Genomic DNA, 21,002 nt, shown 5'->3' with positions numbered 1-21,002 from the left:
CAGATCCGGCCCCGGAAGGAGCCTTTGCAGCCGCCTCGGCTTCCGCCAAACCCTCCCTGACAGCTAGGTGGGAGTGCCAGGCCGTTCTGGCCCATCCTGCTCCAGCAGTCCCCGCAGCTGGGCCTCCCATGCCACGCGAAGATCGTCCAGCCGCAGCCCCTTCCCTTTGCCCGGTGCCGCCTGGAGCAAGCCCTGGGCGCTGGGGTGGGGCAGGGCGTGCAGCTCGAAGGGGGGCGCGCCCTCCAGCCGCGAGAGCACCCACTCCGCCCGCTTGCCGAAGGCGATGACGCGCAGGGGGGTGCTGCGACCGGTGGCGGCCCGGGCCAGTTCCGCCACCAGGCGGGCAAGGTTGGCGGGGGCCAGCAGATCCTTGTTGGAGGGCGCGTGGAAGTGCTCGCCATCCTTCGTGGGGCAGGCGGGATAGGCGTTGCTGAGGGCGGTGCCGATGAGGCGCGGCGCCAGGCCCAGGGCCTTGAAGCGGGCGCCGTCCCAGTCCGTCCACGCCGCTTCGGGCACCTCCGCCCGGCCGGTGGCGGCCAGGGCGCGGTAGACCGTGATGCCCGCCCCATCGCCCCAGAAGGGGAGGCCGGACTGGTCCGCGCCTCTGGGGCCCGGGGCCTCCCCGAAGAGCATCACGGACACAGAACTCGTGTCGGGGAAGAGGGCAGGGACAGGGTGGCCTTGAATGCGGGGCATGACGCTTCCAGAAGGCGTACATTGACGGCGATTCCGCCAGTTTGGCGGGTCGGCTCCCACAAAGACACCCTTCTCCGCAGAAGGCCATCTCCGCGGGACCGAACCGGAAGCTCCCGGGGGAGGTGGATCGTGCAGTGGTTCGCTGGTCGCCTCGGGAAGGGGATCTCATTCGCCCTGGGGGCAGCGGCCCTGCTGCTTGGCCCTGCCTGTGGCGGGGGCGGCGAGAGTGGGTTTGTCCTGCCACCGTTCTGGGTCTGGGGCCAGGTGGTGGTGGCAGATCTCAATGGGGACGGCCGTCTGGATGTGGCCGTTCCCGCCACCCTCATCGACGGGGGCACCCACCGGAACAGCGTGCAGGTCTTCCTCCGGGACGCGGCGGGGGGCTTCGCGGCGCCGTCGACCTACCCTCTCGAATTCGATCCCTGGAACCTGTGCGTGGGGGATGTGGATGGGGACGGGCGGCCGGACCTCATCGTGTCCATCCAGGCCTCGGTCCCCCCTCAGGCGAATGTCATTGGCGACAGCGGCGGGCTGCTGATCCTGCGCCAGGATCCCGTCACGCCCGGGCACTTCCTCCCCGCCACCTGGGTGTGGACCGGCGGGGGGGCTGGCCCTGCGGCCGTGGTGGAGCTGACGGGAGACGGCCGCGCGGATGTGGTGGTGGCGGACGGGGTCTTCGTCCACAGCCGCCTCCTGCTGCTGGCGCAGGCTCCGGGTCTACCCGGAGCCCTGCTGCCGCCGGTGCCGGTGCCGGTGGGTTCCGGACACGGCTTCCGCGATTTGGCCGTGGCCGACGTCAACGGGGATGGCCGTCCGGATCTGGCATTGGCCGGCTACGACTGTGTGGCGATCCTGTACCAGCAACCCGGCGGCGGATTGGCGGCCCCCGTGTTCCTCAGCGCAGGGCTGAAGGTGGATGGCGTCGCGGCTGCGGACCTCGACGGCGACGGCCGAGTGGACCTGGTGGCGGCCAACGCCGGAAATGCTCCGGACGGCGGGAAGGGCGGCGCCAACGTGACGGTCTTCCTCCAGAACCAGCCGGGAAGTTTCGGAGCCACGGCCATCCCCGTGGTCGACGGGGCCCGCCAGGTGGTCATCGGCGATCTCAATGGCGACGGCCTGCCGGACTTGGCGGTGATCTCGCTGGTATACCAGTCGCTGTCCACCCCTTCGAAGGTGACCGTCCTCCTGCAAACCGCTGCCCATCGGGGCGCCTTCTCGGTGGCGGCCGTCCTGGATGGAACCATGAATGCCAACTTCATCGCCCTGGGCGATCTGGATGGAGACGGCCGCACCGACCTGATCCTGAACGAAGGGCCGAGCGTGATGCTCCAGACCGCGGTTCCGGGCACCTTCGGCCCGCCCCGATCCCTGCGCTGAGCACCTCAGCCTTGGGGCTGGCCTTCCTTCATGAGCGCCGAGAGTGCCTTGAACTGGGGGTGGTTCTTGTCCCGGGCCCACTCGAAGGCCACGGACTCGTGGTTGGTGAGCGTGGCACCGGCGGCGGCCATGCGCTCCAGGGCGTGCTTCCGGTATTCCTCGCCCCGGCCGCTGACGGCGTCCCAGCAAAGGTGCACCTCGTGGCCCGAGCCCAGCAGCTCGAGCACGGTCTGCATCACGCAGACATGGGCCTCGATGCCCGCCACCACGATCTGGCGCTTCTCCCGGGCCAGGTGGGGCCGGGCCTGGCGGAGCAGGGCTTCGAAGCCGGAATCGCCGCAACACCCGAAGGCCGTCTTCTCGAGGAAGAACTTCGACGTCGTGAGACCGTCGTATGTCGCCCGGATGCTTTCCTCCGTGGGGCCGATGCCTTTGGGGTACTGCTCCGTCAGCACCACGGGCACGGCGAAGAGGTCCGCCAGGCGCATGAGGCGGCGCGTGGCCTCCAGCACCAGGGCCGGCCGGTGGACCATGCCCACGAGCTTGCCCTGGAGGTCGATGACCACGAGGATGCTGCGGGTGGGATCGAGAAGGGCCATGGGAACCTCCTGGCAAGGGAACCAGCGTAGCGTGCCCCCGGCAGCGGCTCCAGCCAGGGCCATGCCAGGCCTGTGTTCGGGACAGGGCGCCATCTCCAGAAGCGTGTTCCGGGGGCTCGGGGCGGGATCAGTCCCGGGGCCTCATGAGGTCCTGAAAAGGCCGGTAGTCCCGCAGGGGCTCGAGATACAACTCCCGATGGGTGCTGGCCGCAAAGTCCATGGCTCGACCCTGGGCGAAGGCCTGTCGCAGGAGGTCCACAGCCCGGTCCTTCTCGCCCAGATTCGCGGCGATGCAGGCCCGCCAGAAGGTGTGGTCTCCCCGCAAGTAGGGGCGGGACAGGGCGGCCAGGTCGGCTTCGACCTGCCGGGCCTCCTCGGCTCTGCCCAGGCGGGCCAGGGCGGCACCCACGCGCCCGCGGAGGAAGATGACGTTCATGGAGGCCGGGTCGGCTTCACCCAGGAGCTCCCGGTGGATGGCCATGGCCTCTTCAACCCGGTCAAGGCAGAGAAGTGCCACGGAAAGGTCAGCCCGATGAATTCTGCGCACCTCGGGCGGGCCCTGCAGGAGGGCGGCCCGGCGACGTTCGGCCAACCTCCGGGCCCTTTCCGGCTGCCCATGCACCCGGAACTCGATCATGGCCCGCTGCGCCACGGCTCCTGACACGACGCTGCCGCCCCGCCCGGGGCCCACGGAGGCCAGGGTCTCCACCAGGGCCTCGGCCTCCTCCCATCGACCCAGGCCGATCTGCGCCCCCACCTCGGAAACGCGCAGACCTGTATCGTTGGGATGCAGGACCTGGGCCTCCCGCGACGTCTTCAACTCCGACGCGTAGTCCCCTTGAAGGTGGTAGGCCCAGCAGAGCCAGATCGTGGGGTAGGTGGCCGCCCCGGCACCGGGCCCATACCAGCCCTCGGGAATCTGCTGGAGGACGCGGATGGCCGAACCGGTTCTCATGACTGTGACGAAGGTGGTCCCTAGCCGGGCTCGGATCCAGGGAGTGCCGGGAAGGAGGGCGTCCAGTTCCTCGCAGGAGGTCAACATGTCGGTCCGCCATCCCTCGAGGCTGGCGCGAAGGTGGCGTGCGAGCACCCGTTCCACGGGCGTGAGGCTTCCGGCACGAGCCTCCACGGCTTCGACCTGCTCGGCCGCCTTATCCCTCCGCTGGATTGAGGTTGCCGCCCAGGCATCGAAGAAATCCAGGCGGAGGGGGAGGAAATCCGGGTCCAGGCTCACGGCCCTTTCGAAATCCGGGATCAGGCTCTGGACTGGAACTCCCCCCCAGTCCTTCATGATCTTCAGGTAGATCTGCAGGGCATCCAAGCGCGGGGGGCGCACGGCGCCAGGGTGATAGCGCAAGCCCTTCTCGAAGGTCCAGGCCACGGCGCCGCCCAGACGCTGGCGCAGTTCGAGCAGGGCGGGTTCGGGAGCTTCCTGCGGGGCCTTCCACGGCCCCAGTTGGTAGACCACCTGATTCATCCAGGGATCCTCCAGGCGCCCCTGGAATTCCAGCTCCCCGCCCTTCCGGTAGATGGCCCCCGCCACGATGTAGCGGGCCCGGGTGGCCTCCGCCAAGCGCACCATGGGGCTACCGTGGCTCAGTGCGGGCGGTGGGTCCGCCGCCACCTTCAGGTCCTCCACAGGCTGCAGATCCTGGCGCAACAGATCTACGATTTGTTGGCCGAGGGGGTCGAGGGCCGGGTCGCCGGTACGGTTCTCGAAGGGCAGGATGGCCACGCAGCGGGGATCCCAGGATGGCGGGAGGGGCCGCCGGTGCATCCAGAGGCCAAGCCCAGCCACGGTCAGGGCCCCGGCGGCCAGGATGGGAAGCCCCCACTTGATCCAGCCTGGGCGGTGGAAGGAGAACGGGAGGAGGTGAGAGCCCATCGTGGACAGGGACTCCAGGGCCAGGGCCAGGTCGTGGGCGCTGTGAAAGCGGCCCTCGGGGGCCTTGGCCAGGCAGTCCTGGAGGATGCGTTCCAGGCCCGGAGGCACCTTCAGCTCCGGGGCCAGGGCGGGCGGTTCCTCCCGGAGGATGGCGTGCATGACCTCGAGGGCCGAGGCGCCCTGGAAGGGCCGCGCGCCTGCCAGCATCTCCCAGAGGGTCACCCCCAGGCTGAAGAGGTCTGACCTGGCGTCCGCGGGATCCCCGGCCACTTGCTCGGGGCTCATGTAACCGAGGGTGCCCACGGCCATGCCTGGCTCGCTGAGCTGAGTCTGGGTGGCGATCCGCGAGCCGCCTTCTGGAGGTGGCTGCGACTTCGCCAGCCCGAAGTCCAGGATCTTCACCCGGCCATCCTTCGTGAGGAAGATGTTCTCGGGCTTCAGGTCCCGGTGGAGGATGCCCTTCTCGTGGGCGGCGGCCAAACCGATGGCGAGTTCCCTACCCACCTCCACGACCCGGTGCGGGGGCAGGGGGTGGCCGTCCATCCTGGCCCGCAGGGTTTCGCCCTCCAGCAGTTCCATCACCAGGTAGGGAAGGCCATCGTGTTCACCCGTCTCGAAGACCTGCACGAGGTTGGGATGATTCAGGGTTCCCAGGACCTTCGCCTCCCGGCGGAAGCGGGCCACCCGGTGCGGCTCCGCCAGGAAAGTATCGGGCAGGACCTTGATGGCCACGAAGCGGCCCAGCTTCGGATCCCGGGCCTTCCACACCTCGCCCATCCCGCCTGCACCGATCCGCTCCACGAGTTCGTAGGGGCCGAGGCGGGTGCTGGTGGCGAGGGTCATCGGCCCTGACGATAGTCGCGTTGTCCAGTCGCCGGAAGGGCGACTTCCCCGGGAGCTTTGAGGTTCCTGCGAAACCCCCTGCTGGATGCTACGAGTGGGCTACCAAATCCTGACGCGGTCCGCGGGGGCCAGGTAGAGCTTCTGGCCGGGCTTCACCTGGAAGGCGGGGTACCAGGCATCCAGGTTCCGCACGGTGTAGGGCCGGAAGGAGGCCGGGGCGTGGCCGTCCGTGAGGATCTGCTGGCGCAGCAGCGGCTCGCGGGTCTTCTCGCGCCAGCTCTGGGCGTAGCTGAGGAAGAACTGCTGGTCGCCGGTGAGGCCCTGCACCACGGGCGCCTCCTTCCCGCCCAGGGACAGACGGTAGGCATCGTAGGCGGCGGCCAGACCCGCCACATCGGCGATGTTCTCGCCCAGGGTCTGCTTGCCCTTGATATGCAGGCCCGGGAAGGGCTCGTAGGCGTCGAACTGCTTCACCAGCTGGTTGGCGGAAGCCTGGAAGTGCTTCAGGTCCTCGGGCGTCCACCAGTTCTCCAGCTTCCCAGTGGCGTCGAAGAGCGAGCCAGAGTCGTCGAAGCTGTGGCTGATCTCGTGGCCGATCACCGCGCCGATGGCGCCGAAGTCCATGACCATGGGCCGCTTTGGATCGAAGTACGGGGGCTGGAGAATGGCCGCCGGGAAGTTGAGGGCATTCATCACGGGCAGGTTCACGGCGTTTACGAGCTGGGGGTTCATCACCCACTCGGTGCGGTCGATGGGGTGGCCGAGCTTCTTGAGGTTCCGCTCGTAATCGAAGCGCTCCGCCCGCTGGAGGTTGCCGAAGGCGTCCCCGGCCACGACCTTCAGGCTCCGGTAATCGCGCCAGCGATCCGGGTAGCCCACGCCCACCTTGAGCGCGTCCAGCTTGGCGACGGCCTTGGCCTTGGTGGCGGGGGACATCCAGTCCAGGTGCTCGATGCGGATGCGGAAGGCCGCCTTGATGTTCGAGACCATCCGCTCGGCCCGGGCCTTCTCCGAAGGCGGGAAATACTTCGCCACGTAGGCCTTGCCCACGGCCTCGCCCAGAGCCTGGTTGGTCAGCGCCACGCCCGTCTTCCAGCGGTCCAGGGGCTGCGAGGCGCCGCTCAGCACCTTGCCGTAGAAGGCGAAGGACTGGTCCGCCACGGCCTTGGGCAGCACCGGCGCCCAGTGCTGGATCGCGTGGAAGGTCAGGTAGTCCCGCCAGACATCGAGGGGCACCTCCGCGGCCAGGGCCGAGAGGCCGGTGACGGCGCCGGGCTGCCAGACCACGAACACCGCCTGCTTCGACAGGTCCGCGGCGGTGAAGAAGCTATTCCAGTCCAGGCCCGGGGCCTTGGCGGGAAAGTCTGCCTGGGCCCAGTGGTTGTTGCCCTTCTGGATGTCGCCGGATTCCTCCCGACCCAGGTGGGCCTTGGCCATGCGGGTCTCCAGGTCCACCACGGCTGTGGCACGGGTAAGGACGTTCGACAGGCCGGCCAGCTTCAGCATGGCCGCCACGTGGGTGGTGTATTGAGTGCGGACGGCCGCCATGCCCTCGGAGGGATCCAGGTAGTAGCTGCGCTCGGGCAGGCCCAGGCCGCCCTGAAGGAGGAAGGGCGCGTAGCGATCGGGCTGGTCCAGGTCCTGGGCCACCCACAGACCGAGGAAGTTGGCCGTGTGGTACTGGGTGGCGTTCAGCACGTCCACGTCGGCCCGCAGGGTTGTGCCCAGGTAGTGGGCCAGGGCCTTGCGGTCCTGGATGGCGCCGATGGCCTTGAAGGTGGGTTGGAGGGGCCTGATGCCCTTCCGGTCGATGGCCTTCTCGGCCATGAAGCTCGTGTAGAAGTCGCCGATCTTGCGCAGCTCGGATCCCGCAGGGGCCTTGGAGGCGGCGGCGGACTTGATCAGGGCGGCGGTGCGGCGGTCGGTGAGGTCGGCCACCTCGCGCCCGATCCCGTAGGAGCCGCGGTCGGCGGGGATCTCGGTGTGCTTCACCCAGGCGCCGTTGGCGTAGGTGAAAAAGTCGTCGCCGGGGGCCACGCTGCGGTCCATGCCCGCCAGGTCGAGGCCGTGGGGCTGGGCCTTGGGCGGCGCCGCCACCAGGGCGGGGACGGCAAGACACAGGGAAAGGAGGGGCAAAGATCGGCGCATGAAGTACCTCAGGACCATCCAGGGTGAACCGAAAGGCTCGCCACGGGAAGATGTCGGGTCGGAAGGGGTGGGTTCCCCCTACCGACCCGGGAGTCGAAGATCATCCTGAAGCCCCAGATTGCGATCGGCCAGGGCCTATGGACCTTCAGTCGAGCGGAACGCGGAGCGTCTGACCCACATTGATCTGATTGGGATCCTTGAGCTGGTCCTGGTTCGCTTCGAAGATGCGCATGTAGGCGCTCGCGTCACCGTAGAAACGCTTGGCGATCTTGGAGAGCGAATCCCCGGGATGCACTTCGTAGGCAGCTTCTTTGGGCGCCAGAGCCGCGTTCACGTCGATGTCGCAGGTCACGTCATCTACGTTGGGGTTCACGGATTTCAGGGCGTCCCAGACCGCGTTCTTCAACTGCTCGGAGCCTGCGCTAGCCTTAAGGAACAACTTGTCGTCCTGCAGGTGGAGATTGTGGACCTGGAACCCGGGGCCGTTCACGATGCTCAGGGCCGGCGAATAGGCGGACTTCAGAAGTTCGAAGCGATCCATGGTGGGGCTCCTCGGGAAGGGGTTGGGGTGGGACGCCAAGTGTAGTCCCGCAAGATCCCTACCGGTCCATCTGACTTGTGAAGGATTGGGATGGTCTCCGGATTGGTGGGTGGCTCAGGGGGTGGCCGTCACGGTGGGCAGAGTATGGCGCCAGTCCCGCCCTACCAGCAGGATTTGGGGCTTCCCATCGAGGAGGAACACGGTGGTGTCCCACAGGAGGCCGGGGAGGGTGCGGGCGGGGCCGGCAGCCGCGTCGAAAGAAAGGCTGCGGCTCCGGAACCAGCGCCGGTAGACCAGGTGCCAGCTCCCACCCGCCTGGACGAGGAAGGCCCCGTGGAAGCGCGGAAGGCCCTTCACGCGGCGGGCGAAGCAGGGCAGGACCTCCGTGGGGCGCGTGGGCGCCAGCTCCAGGGCCTTCAGTTCCGCCCAGAGGGGGATCTCGTCGCGGCTCCCGCGCCCCACCAGGGAGCGCAGGGCACCACGGAAGCCCGTGAGCACGAAAGCCAGAGCCCGCAGCAGCAGGGGCAGGAGGAGGGCCGTGGCCACCAGCACCGCCCCGAGCACGGGCAGGGCGATGGCCGGGTGTCTGTAGGCCAGGGCCAGCAGGGCCGCCACGCCCAGGTCCTCGGCCACGCTGAGGAGGCTGTGGCTGGCCGGCTCAGGCGCCGTGTGGGCCAGGAGCCGCACGCCCATTTTGCTGCCGTGGGTGCCCAGGGCGATGGTGCCGCCCGCCAGCAGGGCCAGCACCTTGGCCACGGGATGCAGCTCGCCCGCGGCGCCCAGGGCCAGCAGAGCGCCGCCCACGGGGCGGATGAAGGTGTGGAGGCCGTCCCAGATGGGCGTGATGAAGGGCACCTTGTCTGCCAGGAACTCCAGGAGGAACAGGAAACCCGCCACGCCCAGCACCACCGGATGGCTCAGGATGGCCAGATCCGACGGCAGGCCGTGGATCCAGCCGAAGCGCTGCCCGGCACCCACCAGGAGCACCGTGAGGTAGAGGTTGATGCCAGAGACGGTGGACAGGCCGAGGATGGCCGCCAGGGTCTGCGCTGGGCCCATCAGGCCGTGAACCGCTTGTAGAGGTGGTAGAGGCCCAGCAGGATCACCGCGCCCACCACGGACATGAGGAAGCCGGCCCCCTGGCCTTCCTGATAGTGGCCCACCGCACGCCCGATCCAGGTGCCCAGGAATGACCCGGCGATGCCGAGGATCATGGTGATGATCCACCCGCCCGGGTCCTTGCCGGGCATGAGGAGCTTCGCCACGGCACCGGCGATGAGACCGATGATGCAGGTCCAGATGAAGTGGAGCATGGGAACCCCCTGATGGATTGAGAGATGGTGATCCACCCTACGCCCGGTCCGGAAGCGGGGCAACGGATTCCGGGTTGTTCCGAAATACTTTGCAATGGTCCTTGCCGCCGCGACGTTCCGGGTTGACCCTGGGGCTCAACTTCTCGAGGAGCACGTCATGGGTTTGATGGATATGGTGGGCGGTCTGTTGGGACAGGGCGGCCAGGCGCAGGGCGGTAACCCGCTCATGAGCGCGGTCATGGGCCTCATCCAGAACCATCCCGGAGGAATCCAGGGCCTCTTGAGCCAGCTCCAGGAGAAGGGCTTGGGGGACCAGGTGGCCTCGTGGATCGGAACAGGCGCGAACCAGCCCGTCAGCGCTGAGCACATCCAGAATGCCCTGGGCTCGGACCAGCTCCAGCAGCTGGCCGGTCAGATGGGGGTCTCCCAGGACGAAGCCGCTTCCGGCCTGGCCAGTGTGCTGCCCCAGGTGGTGGACAAGCTCAGCCCCCAGGGAAGCCTGCCCGAAGGCGGCCTCGGGATGGATCTGCTGAAGAAGTTCCTGGGCTGAAGAAACCCAGGCCTACAGCCTTAAGGCCGTTTCCGCGGCCACCTCATCGCGTACCTTCAGGTGGTCGAAGAGGATCAGATACCAGCCGAAGGCCGCCAGGAGGGCGAACCGGAAGCGGACCGAGTGTTCGGTATTCAGTTCCACGTCCCCATGCTCAAGCCCCGGCGCGGATGTCAGATCTCGTCCCGTGCGGGCATGGAGGCGAACCATGGGCAGGCCGCTCTGGTCCGTGAAGGTCCCGCCGGGTCCCATGCCGTGGTGCCAGGTCCAGTCGAAGACCGCCCCATCCTGGAATTCCAGCTTGCCATGCCGGAACGCATGGGGGTGGAAGGTGGCAAGGTTCACCTTCCCGCCCTCCTCGCGCAGGGTCACCACCGGGTTCATGACGCCCAGGTGCTTGAGGGTCCAGGTCCCCTCGGCGGTCTCCACCCGGGCCAGGATGCACTCCTTATCCAGGAAGACGAGGGTGGCGAAGGTCCCATCGTCGTTGCGCAGCTCAAAGCTGAGAGGGCTGGAGTCTCCCCTCCGCCATTCCAGGAAGTTGGTTGAACATTCGGTGAGGGATTTCATGGTGCTCCGCCTGTTCCCGCGGGGGATGCATCCGCGTACGGGAAATGTAAGTCCATCGGAGGGGTCGGGTCAGAGGTTTGTCACTGAAAAATCCATGCGCTGCTTAAGTTCCACCGTAATTGATGCAGTGCCATGCCTTCTCGATCTAGAGCAAAAAGGGCCGGATCGCCCGAAGGTGGGGTTGGGCCGTTCCTTGAATCCGGGGTGCGCGAGATCACGAAGCCGCCCTTCCCAGGAGGGGCCGGTGGCGCCGCGGATGAGCGGGCCTATCTTTTAGATTCCACAGGGGAAAGAGATGGTCCGGGAGACCCAGGGCGATCGACGCCAGGCATCGCAATTGCGGAAAGATGAGGGTCGGGGAGGCCTCTGGTCTCTGCCCGATGGCCAGCGTCTACCCAATTTGGTGGACTCGGACCCCCTGCTGCTGGGGGATCCCGCCCATCCGGCCCGCCTACGCCGCACGGATCTGGAACATCCCGAGAGCTTCCACTCCCGCCTGGTCGCGTGGCTGCTGCGCCAGGTCTGAGGGTGTCCTGCTTCAATCATCCGGCCAGCTGACCCTCCGGTGGTCTGGACGGCCGCAACCCTCCCACACAGCGGTCATGCAGGCGCGGGATGAGGTCGCCCAGGCGGGCTTCGGGCACCAGGAAAGCGATGGAGACCGTGCTGCTGCCCGTGAGGAGACCGCCTACGGGCTCCTGCCCCAGCGTCGCCAGATGGCGCAATGCGGCCAGGGGATCCGCCCGCAGGCCCTCACCTACCAGAGCTACGACTGCCCAGCCGGCTTCCAGCTCCGGCCCCGAGATGGCCAGGTCTGCCAGGACCTTGGTCGCGGCGGGCGTGTCCGGCCGCACCGCCAGCAGCGTGCCGGCAGGGCTCGAGACCAGGCCGAACCGCAGGGCTCCGGCCTCCTCCAGGCGCCGGGCGGCCTCCAGCGGCGGTTCCAGGCCGTCCGAGGCGGGGAACCGCAGGAGGCTGATGCCTTCCTTGTAGGCCACCGAGGTGACGGTGCCCGGAATCCGGAGGGGCGACACCGGCAGGATCTCCGTGCGGGAGGCGGTCGGTCTCAGGGTGTTGGCCACCACGAGTCGGAACCCCGCCCGTCCCCCGGGGGCCAGGGAATCCGCATGGAGCACCTTGGCTCCGAAGGCGCTGAGGGCCTCGGCCTCGCTCACGCTCATCTGGGCGATGGGCTGGGCCTTGGGCACCAGGCTGGGATCCGCCGTCAGCACGCCGTCCACATCCGTCCAGATCTGCACCTCCTCCGCATCCAGGGCCTCGCCTAGAAGGGTGGCGCTGGTGTCGGAGCCGCCCCGGCCCAGGGTGGTGGTGTGGCCCTCGGCCGTGGCGCCGAGGAACCCCTGGGTGATCCAGAGGGCGCCGCCCGCCAGGGCCTCGCGCCAGGGAGCGGCTGCCACGCGCAGGGCGACGAGCTGTGGCCGGGCCTTGCCGAAGCGGGCGTCCGTCCGCATTACGTCGCGGACCTCGCGGAAGGTTCCGCCGAAGCATGCGGCCGCCAGGTGCGCCGACAGGGTTTCTCCCAGGGCCAGGGCCGAGTCCCGGCCCCGGGGCGTGGCCTCCCCCAGCATGGCCATGCCCGTGAGCAGCTGGTCGAGCCGGGTAAACAGGGGCTCCCAGGCCGCCTCGACGGCCCCCAGCAGCCCGAGCTCGGTGGCGACTTCGCGATGCCGATGGCGGAGGCCCGCCAGGTGGGCCTGGGCCTCGGCCAGGTGGCTATTGCCCGCAGCGGCGCAGGCCTCGAGGATGCGATCCGTCGTGCCCTTGAGCGCGGACACCACCACCAGGCCGCCCGCCGGCAGCTCGTCGCGAACGATGGCGGTGGCGCGGCGGAGCGCCTCGGCGCTGCCCACTGAACTGCCGCCAAACTTGAGGATTTTCAGGCTCATCCCCGGCCCCCCTTCTCTGGCAGGCGGCCCAGCTCGTAGGGCGTCTCCTGGTAGACGAAGTAGTTCAGCCAGTTGGCGAAGAGGAGGTTGGCGTGGCTCCGCCAACGCACCAGAGGCGCTTGGGTGGGGTCGTCCTCGGGGAAGTAGTTCCGCGGGAGGCCGATGGGCAGGCCCTTCCCGAGATCCCGTGCGTATTCGCCCTGGAGGGTGCCCGGATCGTATTCCGAATGTCCCGTGACGAAGACCTGCCGGTGATCCGTGGATTGCAGGAGATACACCCCGGCTTCGTCGGATTCGGCGAGCAGCTCCAGCCGCGGCTCCGCCAGGATGTCCTCCCGGCGGGTTTCCGTGTGGCGGGAGTGCGGCGCGAAGAAGACATCGTCGAACCCCTGCACGATCCGCTCGTTGCGCACCTCCAGCCGGTGGGGAAAGACCCCGAACAACTTCTCCGCCAGGGGATGTTTGGGAATCCCGTAGTAGCGGTGGAGAGCGGCCTGGGCTCCCCAGCAGATGAACAGGCTGGAGAAGACGTTCGTCCGCGCCCAGTCCAGCAGCTCGGCGAGCTCCGGCCAATAGTCCACGGCCTCGAAGGGCAGCTGCTCCACCGGAGCCCCGGTGACGATCAGGCCGTCGAAGGTCTGGTCGCGCACCTCCGCGAAGGACACGTAGTGCTCCAGCAGATGCTCCGTCGGGGTGTTCTTCGCCTCGTGGGACGCCGTGTGGAGCAGCGTCACCTCCACCTGCAGAGGGGTGTTGCCGAGCAGGCGCAGGAGCTGCGTCTCCGTGGCCACCTTGGTGGGCATCAGGTTGAGGAGCGCGATGCGGAGCGGGCGGATGTCCTGCTGGAGGGCGCGCTGCTCGTCCATCAGGAAGACATTCTCCGCCTCGAGGACGCCGCGGGCGGGCAGGGAGCTGGGGACCTTGACGGGCATGGCTGGGCCTTCAGGCTTTCGCCAGGGCCTGATCCAGGTCCTCGATGAGGTCGTCGATGTGCTCGAGGCCCACGGAGAGGCGGATCAGGTCGTCGGTGACGCCCGTGGCCACCCGCTCCTCGGCGGACAGCTGCTGGTGGGTGGTGCTGGCGGGATGGATGATGAGGCTCTTGGCGTCGCCCAGGTTGGCCAGCCGCGAGAAGAGCTGCACCGCGTCGATGACGGCCCCGCCGGCCTTCAGCCCCCCCCCCGATGCTGAGGGCTTGAGGCCGAAGGTGAGGATGCCGCCGAAGCCTGCGCCCTTGCGGAAGTACCGGGCCGCGGCCGCGTGGTTGGGGCTGGTGGGCAGGCCTGGGTAGTTCACCCAGGCCACTTTGGGATGCTTCTCCAGCCATTGAGCCAGGGCCAGGGCGTTCGCGCCGTGGCGCTCCAGGCGGAGGTGCAGGGTCTCGATCCCCTGGAGGATGAGGAAGGCGTTGAAGGGGCTCAGGGCGGCGCCGGTGTCGCGCAGGCCCTCAATGCGGGCCTTGGTGATGAAGGCCGCGGGGCCCGCCAGGTCGGCCAGGATGGCGCCATGGTAGGCGGCGAAGGGCTCGGTGAACTCGGGGAACTTGCCGCTCTTCCAGTCGAAGGTGCCGCCGTCCACGATGAGGCCCGCCACGGAGGTGCCATGGCCCCCGAGGTACTTGGTGGCGCTGTGTACCACGATGTCCGCGCCGAGCTTGAAGGGGTTCAGCAGGTAGGGGCTGGGCAGGGTGTTGTCCACGATGAGGGGGATGCCCGCTGCGTGGGCGATGGCGGCGATGGCCTCGAACTCGGGCACGTCCAGCTTGGGATTGCCCACGGCCTCGATGTAGATGGCTCGGGTTGTGGGCGTGATGGCCGCACGGAAGGCCTCGGGCTTGGTGGAATCCACGAAGGTGGTGGTGATGCCTCCGCGCGGGAGGGTGTTGCTCAGCAGGTTGTAGGTGCCGCCGTAGAGGTTGTTCCCAGCCACCACGTGGTCGCCGCCCCGCAGCAGGGTGGTGAGGGCGAGGGTGATGGCCGCCTGGCCCGAGGCTGTGGCCAGGGCTCCGATGCCGCCTTCCAGCTGCGCCACGCGCTGCTCCAGCACGGCCGTGGTGGGGTTCATGATCCGGGTGTAGATGTTCCCCGGCACCTCCAGGTTGAAGAGGGCCGCGCCGTGCTCGGTGCTGTCGAACACATAGCTGGTGGTCTGGTAGATGGGCACGGCCCGGCTCTTCGTGTCCGAATCCGGGCTGTGGCCCCCGTGGAGGGCGAGGGTCTCGAAGCGGTGCGCGGGGGTGGCGCTCATGGCGTCTCCTGGAGAAGGAAGGTTGAAAAGGCCGAGGCCTCGTCTGTCCAAGCAAGTCCAGGAAAAGCAAAAGGGGCCCGATTTCTCGGGCCCCTTCGATGATTGCGTCAGCTCGACACAGCTCGACATCTCTCCGCGCTTGATTGCTCAATCGCGGCAGGAATTGGCACCTTGCTTTCGCAGGTTGCCAAGGTTTCACAGGGCCCGTCCCTCCACCTTTCTGGATAACTCGCTATGGAACTGACAAGGATCTCGTAAGAGAACGGCCCCGAAGGGCCGATGGAGAAGGCTAGCGCCATGGGGGAATCCAGGCAAGCCCCTTTTGGTGTCCCCACAGAAAAAATGTCGATAAGCGGAGGGTCGCGGAGGGGCGGAGGAAAGCGGAGAAAAGATAACCGGTTGAGGCAAGGATCGTTGGTCTTTCTCCGCTTTCCTCAATTACCTCCGTTTTCCTCCGCTTCCATTCTTCCTTTCCGATCAGGTCAGACGGAGAAGTACCGCGCCTGGGGATGCCAGGCCACGAGGGCGCTGGTGCTGTACTCGGGGTCCATCTGGTGGCTGTCGCTGAGGTGGACGCCGATCTCGGCGCCGCGTAGCAGGTCGAGGATGGGGCCGTTGCCCTCCAGGTCGGGGCAGGCGGGGTAGCCGTAGGAGTAGCGCGAGCCCTGGTAGCCCTGAGCGAAGAGCGCGCGGCCGGGCAGGTCCTTGTGGTGGATGCCCAGCTCCCGGCGGATGCGGGCGTGGAGCCGCTCGGCATAGGCTTCGGTCAGCTCCGTGGCCAGGCCGTGGAAGGCGAAGTAGTCCGCATAGCCGTCCTCCCGGTAGAGCCTGGCCGCATGATCCGCGGCGGCCTGGCCCAGGGTGACGAGCTGGAGGGCCAGCACATCGGTGGCGTCAGCCCGGAAGAAGTCCGTGATGCAGAGGCGACGCCCTGCAGGCTGGCGGGGGAAGCCGAGCAAAGCCAGCGTACGTTCGCGGTCGGTTGGATCAAGCACCCGCAGAGCATCGCCTTCGGCCCGCACGGGGAAGTAGCCGTAGCGGGCCTTCGGCTGAAACACCGGAGCGGCCACAAGGCGCGCCTTCCAGCGCGCCAGCTGGGGCTCCGCCTTGTCCCGCAGCACGGCGGCAAAGGCCTCGTCACTCTGACTGCCCTGGCTGAAACCCCAGCGGTTGCGCACCAGGGCGAACTCGTCCAGGTGCTCGAAGAGGTCCCCCGGTGCATCCGTCAGCTCGCGAACGCCCCAGAAGGGCGGCTCCGGCGAGGGCGCGTCATGGCGCACCCAGCTGCTCTGCCCCGCTTCCGTGAGCGGCACCGCGGCGCCGCCTCGCTTCAGGATTTTGATGTCGCCCGCCGCGGAGGCGGCGGTTGCCGGAGCCGGCACACTGATGTCGCCCGCCACCAGTGACTGCATGTGGCGAAGACCCTCGAAGGCATCCTCTGCGTAGTGAACCGCGCCCGCGTACGAGCGGCGACAGTCGCCCTCCACGTAGTCTCGGGTGAGGGCGGCGCCGCCAAGGATGACAGGTACCTTCAGCCCCTGCTCCTCCATGAAATGCAGGTTCTCCTTCATGATCACGGTGGATTTCACCAGCAGGCCCGAGAGTCCGATGGCGTCCGCGGGCCAGGCCTCCAGCTCCCTGAGGATCGCTTCGATGGGCTGCTTGATGCCCAGGTTCTTCACCTCGAAGCCGTTGTTGCTGAGGATGATGTCCACCAGGTTCTTGCCGATGTCGTGGACATCGCCCTTCACGGTGGCCAGCAGGATGCGGCCCTTCTGATAGTTCGATTCCCGGGGCAGGTGGGGTTCGATGCGCTTGATGGCCGCCTTCATCGCTTCGGCGCTCTCGAGCACGAAGGGCAGCTGCATCTCGCCGGCACCGAATCGCTCGCCCACCACCTTCATGGCCCCCAGGAGCACCTCGTTGATGAGCTTCAGGGGGTCGTGGTCCTTCAGGGCCTCGTCCACGTCCGCGAGGATGGCCTGCTTCTCGCCGTCGAGGATGCCGCGGTGCAGGCGCTCCAGCACGGGCAGGTCAGTGCGGTGAGCGTCCACTAGGGTGGCCTTGCGGTCGCTGAAGCGCGCCAGCACGGCCTTGAGCGGGTCGTAGCCCTCCGAGCGCCGGTCGAAGATCAGATCCTCGACCATGCGGCGGTCCTCGGGATCGATCTTCGCGACGGGGAGCACCTTCGAGGCGTTGAAGATGGCCATGTCGAGGCCATGCTTCACGCCGTGGTAGAGCATGAGGGCGTTGACCACATGGCGGGAGGCGGGGTTCAGGCCGAAGCTCACGTTGCTCACGCCGAGGATCGTCATGACCCCTGGCAGCTCGGCCTTGATGAGCTTCAGGGCCTCGAGCGTTTCCACGGCGGAGCCGCGGAATTCCTCGTCGCCGCTGCCGAGGGTGAAGGTCAGGGGGTCGATGATCAGGTCACCGGGATCCAGGCCGTACTCGCCCACCACCAGGGCGTGGAGGCGCCGGGCCACCTCGAGTTTCTGCTCGCGGGTCTTGGCCATGCCGCGCTCGTCGATGGTGAGGGCCACCACGGCCGCGCCGTAGGTCTTGCACAGATCCAGGATCTTCCGGGCCTTGGCCTCGCCGTCCTCAAAGTTGATGGAGTTCACCACGCACTTGCCCGGGGAACGCTGCAGGGCCCGCTCGATGACCGGGAATTCGGTGCTGTCGATCATCAACGGCAGCGTGATCTGGGAGACCAGCCGACCCAGCAGCTGGTCGGCGTCGCGCACCTCGTCGCGGCCCACGTAGGCCACGCAGAGGTCCAGCAGATGGGCGCCCTCCTTCTGCTGTTCCTTGGCCAGGGTGATCATGCCGTCCCAGTCTTCCAAGGCCAGCAGGTCGCGGAACTTCTTCGAGCCGTTCGCGTTCGTCCGCTCGCCCACGATCAGGGGCGCGGGTTCCTGCCGGAGCGTCACGCTCTGGTAGAGGCTGGCGGCGCTACGCTCCAGCTTTGGGGCGCGCCGCGGCACGTTCAGTTTCGCCACACCTGGTGCCAGGGCCCGGATGTGCTCCGGCGTGGTGCCGCAGCAGCCGCCGACGATGGCGAGGCCAAATTCCGATGCCGCGTGCAGCACCTTGGGGGCGAAGCCCGCAGGATCCAGCGGGTAAACCACCTGCCCACCCACGTTCATTGGCAACCCCGCGTTGGGCAGGCAACTGATGCGGAAGGGACTGGCCTCGCAGAGGGTCTGAAGGTGGGCGTGCATCTCATCGGGGCCCGTCGCGCAGTTGAGGCCCAGCACGTCGATGCCCAGGGGCTCCACGCTGGTGAGCACGGCGGAGATGTCGGATCCCACCAGCAGGGTGCCCGTGGTCTCCACCGTGGCCTGCACCCAGATGGGTACCTTCCGTTGCTTGGCGGCCATGGCCTCGCGGGCGGCTCGCACGGCTACCTTGATCTGGCCCAGGTCCTGGCAGGTCTCGATGAGGATGGCGTCAACCCCGCCATCCAGCAGGCCGTCCATCTGCACGCGGTACGAGGCCAGCAGCTCCGCGTAGCCCACGTGGCCCAGGGTGATGAGCTTGGTGCCGGGGCCGACGGAGCCAATGACGAAGCGGGGCCGGTCGAAGCTGCGAGCAACTTCCTTCGCGAGGGAGGCCGCCTGCACGTTCAGCTCGTAGGCCTTGGCCGAGAGCCCGAAATCGCCGAGCACCAGCGGGTTCGCGCCGAAGGTGTTGGTTTCCACCGCATCGGCACCGGCGTTGAAATAGCTTTCGTGGATCTCCCGGATCCACTGGGGCCGCCGCTCTGTGAGCAGATCCACGCAGCCTTCCAGCGCCGCGCCACCGTAGTCCTCCATCGTGGGCTTGCGGGCGAAGATTTGCGTCCCCATGCCACCGTCCAGCAGCAGCACCTTGTCATGGAGGAGTGTGTCGAGGGTGGTCATGAAAGACCTTTTTCTTTAACCGCAGATGACGCAGATGAACGCAGATGGAGTGAGCGGAATTCATTCCAGTTTTTCATCTGCGAAATCTGCGTCATCTGCGGTTTCATCGTTAAAGCCCTATGTAGTCGATGGCCACATCGCCGTGAACGGTCACCTGGCAGGCGAGGCGCTGGTCTGGCGGGGCGTCCAGGCCCTGAAGGAAGTCGCGCTCCTCCGGGCTTGGGTCGCTGCAATGGTGCAGGCCCTCTGCGACGCGCACCCGGCAGGTGCCGCAGGAGCCAGTGCGGCAGCCGAAGGTGATGTCAGCCCCCGCGGCGTCCGCGATGCGCTGCAAGGACGTGCCTGCGGGAGCTTCCACCAGCAGGTCTTCGAGGAGGAAGTGGACTTTTACTGGCATGGGGCACTCTTGCAAGAACACAAAAGATCACCACCAAGACACCAAGGCACCAAGAAAAGAAGGATCACTTCCCTGTCGTTCTTGGTGTCTTGGTGTCTTGGTGGTAGGCAGTTCTCTTTCATCACTTACTCCTCCCGTTTCGGCAGCAGTGGTGCGACCAGTTCGACCTGGCCGAAGGGGGCGCTGAGCTGGAGGCCGCGGACGCGGGGCCGGATCGTTTCGATCACTTCCTGGGCGATGGCGAGGCCTTCCTTGATCTGGTCCTCGGCGCTTGACCACTTCGCCATGCGGGCCAGGATGGACGGCGGCATGAAGACGCCGGGCACCTCGTTGGCCATGAACTCGGCGTTGCGCAGACTCTTGAGCGGCCAGATACCGGCGATGATGGGCAGGCCGCCCTTGCTGTCCAGGGACTCGGTGAAGTCGAGGAAGCGGAAGAGGCTCTCGGCGTCGAAGACGGGCTGGGTGATGGCCCACTGGGCGCCGGCCTCCACTTTGTAGCGGAAGCGGGTTTTCTCCCGTTCCAGGTCCGGCGCCACGGGATTGGCGCCCACGCCCACGCTGAAGGAGGTGGGCTTACCAATGCTGGCGCCGCCCAGATCGAGACCCGTGTTCAGGCGCTTGAGCATGTTCACGAGGCCGATGGCGTCCACGTCGAAGACTGCCGTGGCCTGGGGATAGGGGCCTAGCTTCGGGGGATCCCCGGTGACGGCCAGGATGTTGCGCAGGCCCAGGCCCGCGGCCCCCAGCAGGTCGCTCTGCATGCCCAGCAGGTTCCGGTCCCGGCAGGCGTAGTGGAGGATGGTCTCAAGCCCCACCTGCTGCTCGATGATGAGTGCCGTGGCCAAGGCGGACATGCGGGCCATGGCCCGGGGACCGTCCGGCACGTTGATGGCGTCCACGCCCAGGGCCCGGCACTGGCGGGTCTTGGCCAGGAGCTTGTCATACTCCATGCCCTTGGGCGGCACCAGCTCCACGGTGTGGACGAACTCGCCCTGGGCCAGCTTGAGGCTGAAGCGGCTGCGGTAGGCGAAGGGCACCTCGGGCTGCGGCTGCTCATGGGGTTTCAGCTCAAACCCGCTGCCAGCCTGGACGAAGGCCCGCTCCTGGCGGAAGGCCCCGCGCATGGCGCGGATGTGGGCGGGCGTGGTGCCACTGCAGCCGCCCACGCCGCGGGCGCCGGCGGCGAGGGCGCGGGCTGCAAAGCCGCCCAGGTACTCGGGGCTGGCCCCGTAGATGAGGCGGCCGTCCACCTGGTGAGGCAGGCCGGGGTTCGGCTGGAGGACGATGGGCTTTGTGGTGATGGCCTTCAAGCGCTCCAGGAGGCGCAGCTGGGGCGCGGGGCCGTTGCCGCCGATGAGGCCCACCAACTCGGCGCCCCAGGTGTCGAGCTGCTTGATGAACCACTCGGGTTCGGCGCCGAACAGGGCCTGGCCGTCATCGTTGGTGGTCATCAGGGCCGCGACGGGCAGGCTGCCGGCTTCCTTCGCGGCGAGGATGGCCTGGTGGATCTCGTTGAGATCCTCGAAGGCCTCCAGCACGATCAGGTCCGCCCCGGCCCCGACGAGCGCCTCGGCCTGCTCGCGGAAAAGGGCGCGGGCCTCGTCAAAGGACGTGGGTCCCCAGGGCTCGATGCGGACACCCAGTGGCCCCATGCAGCCCGCCACCCAGGCCCGGGCGCCCTGCTGGGCGATGGCCTGCTTCGCCAGGGCCACGCCTTCCCGGTTGATGGCATCGAGCTGGCCTTCCAGGCCCCGGGCGGCCAGCTTCAGGCGGTTGGCGCCCCAGGTATTGGTGGTGAGGACCTGGGCGCCCGCCGCGAGGAATTCGCCGTGGATGGCCAGCAGCAGGTCCGGCGCCTTGAGGTTGCACTCCTCGAAGCTGCGCTGAAGCGTGATTCCACGATCATGCAAAGCCGAGGCGGTGCTTCCGTCGAAGAGGAAACACTCGCCCTCATCGAGGGCCTGCTGGAAGGTGGATGGGGTCATGGACGCGCCTGGGAAGCGGCAGTCCGTAGATCG

General features: G+C 67.8%; 17 protein-coding genes and 1 riboswitch. Of the genes, 3 read left to right on the top strand and 14 right to left on the bottom strand.

From position 1 onward, the window contains the following. Window positions 1-63 precede the first annotated feature (63 nt). A complete protein-coding gene (locus NOV74_RS14755) occupies window positions 64-696 on the bottom strand; it encodes a uracil-DNA glycosylase family protein (RefSeq protein ID WP_257314064.1) in 633 nt (210 codons plus the stop codon). Between the two features lie 129 nt (window positions 697-825). On the opposite strand from NOV74_RS14755, the gene NOV74_RS14750 reads away from it, so the two are divergent. Then, window positions 826-2,076 (top strand): FG-GAP repeat domain-containing protein, encoded by a 1,251-nt coding sequence (locus tag NOV74_RS14750; protein ID WP_257314060.1) that lies wholly within the window; start codon window positions 826-828, stop codon window positions 2,074-2,076. Between the two features lie 5 nt (window positions 2,077-2,081). On the opposite strand, the gene NOV74_RS14745 is transcribed toward NOV74_RS14750, so the two are convergent. The 6 genes from NOV74_RS14745 to NOV74_RS14720 form a co-directional block, all read right to left on the bottom strand. After that, complete coding sequence (locus NOV74_RS14745; RefSeq protein WP_257314058.1) at window positions 2,082-2,675, bottom strand: isochorismatase family protein; 594 nt, start codon at window positions 2,673-2,675, stop codon at window positions 2,082-2,084. A 127-nt stretch (window positions 2,676-2,802) separates the two neighbouring features. Beyond that, window positions 2,803-5,403: a serine/threonine-protein kinase gene (locus NOV74_RS14740; protein WP_257314056.1), complete on the bottom strand. Its 2,601-nt coding sequence runs from the start codon at window positions 5,401-5,403 to the stop codon at window positions 2,803-2,805. A 99-nt stretch (window positions 5,404-5,502) separates the two neighbouring features. Further along, window positions 5,503-7,551 (bottom strand): M13 family metallopeptidase, encoded by a 2,049-nt coding sequence (locus tag NOV74_RS14735; protein WP_257314053.1) that lies wholly within the window; start codon window positions 7,549-7,551, stop codon window positions 5,503-5,505. A 145-nt stretch (window positions 7,552-7,696) separates the two neighbouring features. Then, a complete protein-coding gene (locus NOV74_RS14730) occupies window positions 7,697-8,092 on the bottom strand; it encodes a LysM peptidoglycan-binding domain-containing protein (RefSeq protein WP_257314050.1) in 396 nt (131 codons plus the stop codon). Between the two features lie 114 nt (window positions 8,093-8,206). Further along, window positions 8,207-9,151, bottom strand: a complete 945-nt coding sequence (locus NOV74_RS14725) for a DUF4126 domain-containing protein (protein ID WP_257314048.1) — start codon at window positions 9,149-9,151, stop codon at window positions 8,207-8,209. Then, the gene (locus NOV74_RS14720) at window positions 9,151-9,405 is read right to left on the bottom strand and encodes a GlsB/YeaQ/YmgE family stress response membrane protein (protein WP_257314046.1); all 255 of its coding nucleotides are present in this window, start codon (window positions 9,403-9,405) and stop codon (window positions 9,151-9,153) included. The genes NOV74_RS14725 and NOV74_RS14720 overlap by 1 nt, the downstream gene beginning before the upstream one ends. Window positions 9,406-9,562: 157 nt before the next feature. Here NOV74_RS14720 and NOV74_RS14715 point away from each other — a divergent pair, with 157 nt between their 5' ends. After that, entirely contained in the window at window positions 9,563-9,955 is a 393-nt protein-coding gene (locus NOV74_RS14715) for a YidB family protein (protein WP_257314040.1), read from the top strand. A 12-nt stretch (window positions 9,956-9,967) separates the two neighbouring features. Here the strand turns inward: NOV74_RS14715 and NOV74_RS14710 are convergent, their stop codons facing one another. After that, window positions 9,968-10,525, bottom strand: a complete 558-nt coding sequence (locus NOV74_RS14710) for a hypothetical protein (RefSeq protein WP_257314038.1) — start codon at window positions 10,523-10,525, stop codon at window positions 9,968-9,970. Between the two features lie 295 nt (window positions 10,526-10,820). On the opposite strand from NOV74_RS14710, the gene NOV74_RS14705 reads away from it, so the two are divergent. Next, a complete protein-coding gene (locus NOV74_RS14705) occupies window positions 10,821-11,051 on the top strand; it encodes a hypothetical protein (RefSeq protein WP_257314036.1) in 231 nt (76 codons plus the stop codon). Between the two features lie 16 nt (window positions 11,052-11,067). Here the strand turns inward: NOV74_RS14705 and NOV74_RS14700 are convergent, their stop codons facing one another. The 6 genes from NOV74_RS14700 to NOV74_RS14675 all read right to left on the bottom strand — a co-directional run bounded on the left by NOV74_RS14700 (window position 11,068) and on the right by NOV74_RS14675 (window position 20,969). Further along, entirely contained in the window at window positions 11,068-12,432 is a 1,365-nt protein-coding gene (locus tag NOV74_RS14700; protein WP_257314035.1) for an aspartate kinase, read from the bottom strand. After that, window positions 12,429-13,364: a homoserine O-acetyltransferase MetA gene (gene metA, locus NOV74_RS14695; protein ID WP_257314033.1), complete on the bottom strand. Its 936-nt coding sequence runs from the start codon at window positions 13,362-13,364 to the stop codon at window positions 12,429-12,431. Before metA ends, NOV74_RS14700 begins: the two co-directional genes overlap by 4 nt. A 10-nt stretch (window positions 13,365-13,374) precedes the next feature. Next, entirely contained in the window at window positions 13,375-14,679 is a 1,305-nt protein-coding gene (locus tag NOV74_RS14690; protein ID WP_257314031.1) for an O-acetylhomoserine aminocarboxypropyltransferase/cysteine synthase family protein, read from the bottom strand. Between the two features lie 122 nt (window positions 14,680-14,801). Continuing rightward, window positions 14,802-14,910: riboswitch (SAM riboswitch) on the bottom strand. 251 nt (window positions 14,911-15,161) lie between these two features. Next, entirely contained in the window at window positions 15,162-18,584 is a 3,423-nt protein-coding gene (metH, locus tag NOV74_RS14685) for a methionine synthase (RefSeq protein ID WP_257314029.1), read from the bottom strand. A gap of 109 nt (window positions 18,585-18,693) precedes the next feature. Then, window positions 18,694-18,981, bottom strand: a complete 288-nt coding sequence (locus tag NOV74_RS14680; protein ID WP_257314027.1) for a 2Fe-2S iron-sulfur cluster-binding protein — start codon at window positions 18,979-18,981, stop codon at window positions 18,694-18,696. A 125-nt stretch (window positions 18,982-19,106) separates the two neighbouring features. Next, window positions 19,107-20,969, bottom strand: coding sequence for a bifunctional homocysteine S-methyltransferase/methylenetetrahydrofolate reductase (locus NOV74_RS14675; protein WP_257314024.1), 1,863 nt, complete (start codon window positions 20,967-20,969; stop codon window positions 19,107-19,109). Window positions 20,970-21,002 lie beyond the last annotated feature (33 nt).

Source organism: Geothrix fuzhouensis (genome assembly GCF_024609325.1).
Taxonomy (GTDB): domain Bacteria; phylum Acidobacteriota; class Holophagae; order Holophagales; family Holophagaceae; genus Geothrix; species Geothrix fuzhouensis.
This window is presented reverse-complemented; position numbering and strand designations above follow the sequence as displayed.

What these genes read in the sequence shown, in the direction of transcription:
- NOV74_RS14725 (WP_257314048.1), bottom strand. Translation starts at nt 9,151, where the DNA reads ATGGGCCCAGCGCAGACCCTGGCGGCCATCCTCGGCCTGTCCACCGTC.
- NOV74_RS14720 (WP_257314046.1), bottom strand. Translation starts at nt 9,405, where the DNA reads ATGCTCCACTTCATCTGGACCTGCATCATCGGTCTCATCGCCGGTGCC.
- NOV74_RS14730 (WP_257314050.1), bottom strand. Translation starts at nt 8,092, where the DNA reads ATGGATCGCTTCGAACTTCTGAAGTCCGCCTATTCGCCGGCCCTGAGC.
- NOV74_RS14675 (WP_257314024.1), bottom strand. Translation starts at nt 20,969, where the DNA reads ATGACCCCATCCACCTTCCAGCAGGCCCTCGATGAGGGCGAGTGTTTC.
- NOV74_RS14700 (WP_257314035.1), bottom strand. Translation starts at nt 12,432, where the DNA reads ATGAGCCTGAAAATCCTCAAGTTTGGCGGCAGTTCAGTGGGCAGCGCC.
- NOV74_RS14745 (WP_257314058.1), bottom strand. Translation starts at nt 2,675, where the DNA reads ATGGCCCTTCTCGATCCCACCCGCAGCATCCTCGTGGTCATCGACCTC.
- NOV74_RS14690 (WP_257314031.1), bottom strand. Translation starts at nt 14,679, where the DNA reads ATGAGCGCCACCCCCGCGCACCGCTTCGAGACCCTCGCCCTCCACGGG.
- NOV74_RS14735 (WP_257314053.1), bottom strand. Translation starts at nt 7,551, where the DNA reads ATGCGCCGATCTTTGCCCCTCCTTTCCCTGTGTCTTGCCGTCCCCGCC.
- metA (WP_257314033.1), bottom strand. Translation starts at nt 13,364, where the DNA reads ATGCCCGTCAAGGTCCCCAGCTCCCTGCCCGCCCGCGGCGTCCTCGAG.
- NOV74_RS14680 (WP_257314027.1), bottom strand. Translation starts at nt 18,981, where the DNA reads ATGCCAGTAAAAGTCCACTTCCTCCTCGAAGACCTGCTGGTGGAAGCT.
- metH (WP_257314029.1), bottom strand. Translation starts at nt 18,584, where the DNA reads ATGACCACCCTCGACACACTCCTCCATGACAAGGTGCTGCTGCTGGAC.
- NOV74_RS14715 (WP_257314040.1), top strand. Translation starts at nt 9,563, where the DNA reads ATGGGTTTGATGGATATGGTGGGCGGTCTGTTGGGACAGGGCGGCCAG.
- NOV74_RS14740 (WP_257314056.1), bottom strand. Translation starts at nt 5,403, where the DNA reads ATGACCCTCGCCACCAGCACCCGCCTCGGCCCCTACGAACTCGTGGAG.
- NOV74_RS14705 (WP_257314036.1), top strand. Translation starts at nt 10,821, where the DNA reads ATGGTCCGGGAGACCCAGGGCGATCGACGCCAGGCATCGCAATTGCGG.
- NOV74_RS14710 (WP_257314038.1), bottom strand. Translation starts at nt 10,525, where the DNA reads ATGAAATCCCTCACCGAATGTTCAACCAACTTCCTGGAATGGCGGAGG.
- NOV74_RS14755 (WP_257314064.1), bottom strand. Translation starts at nt 696, where the DNA reads ATGCCCCGCATTCAAGGCCACCCTGTCCCTGCCCTCTTCCCCGACACG.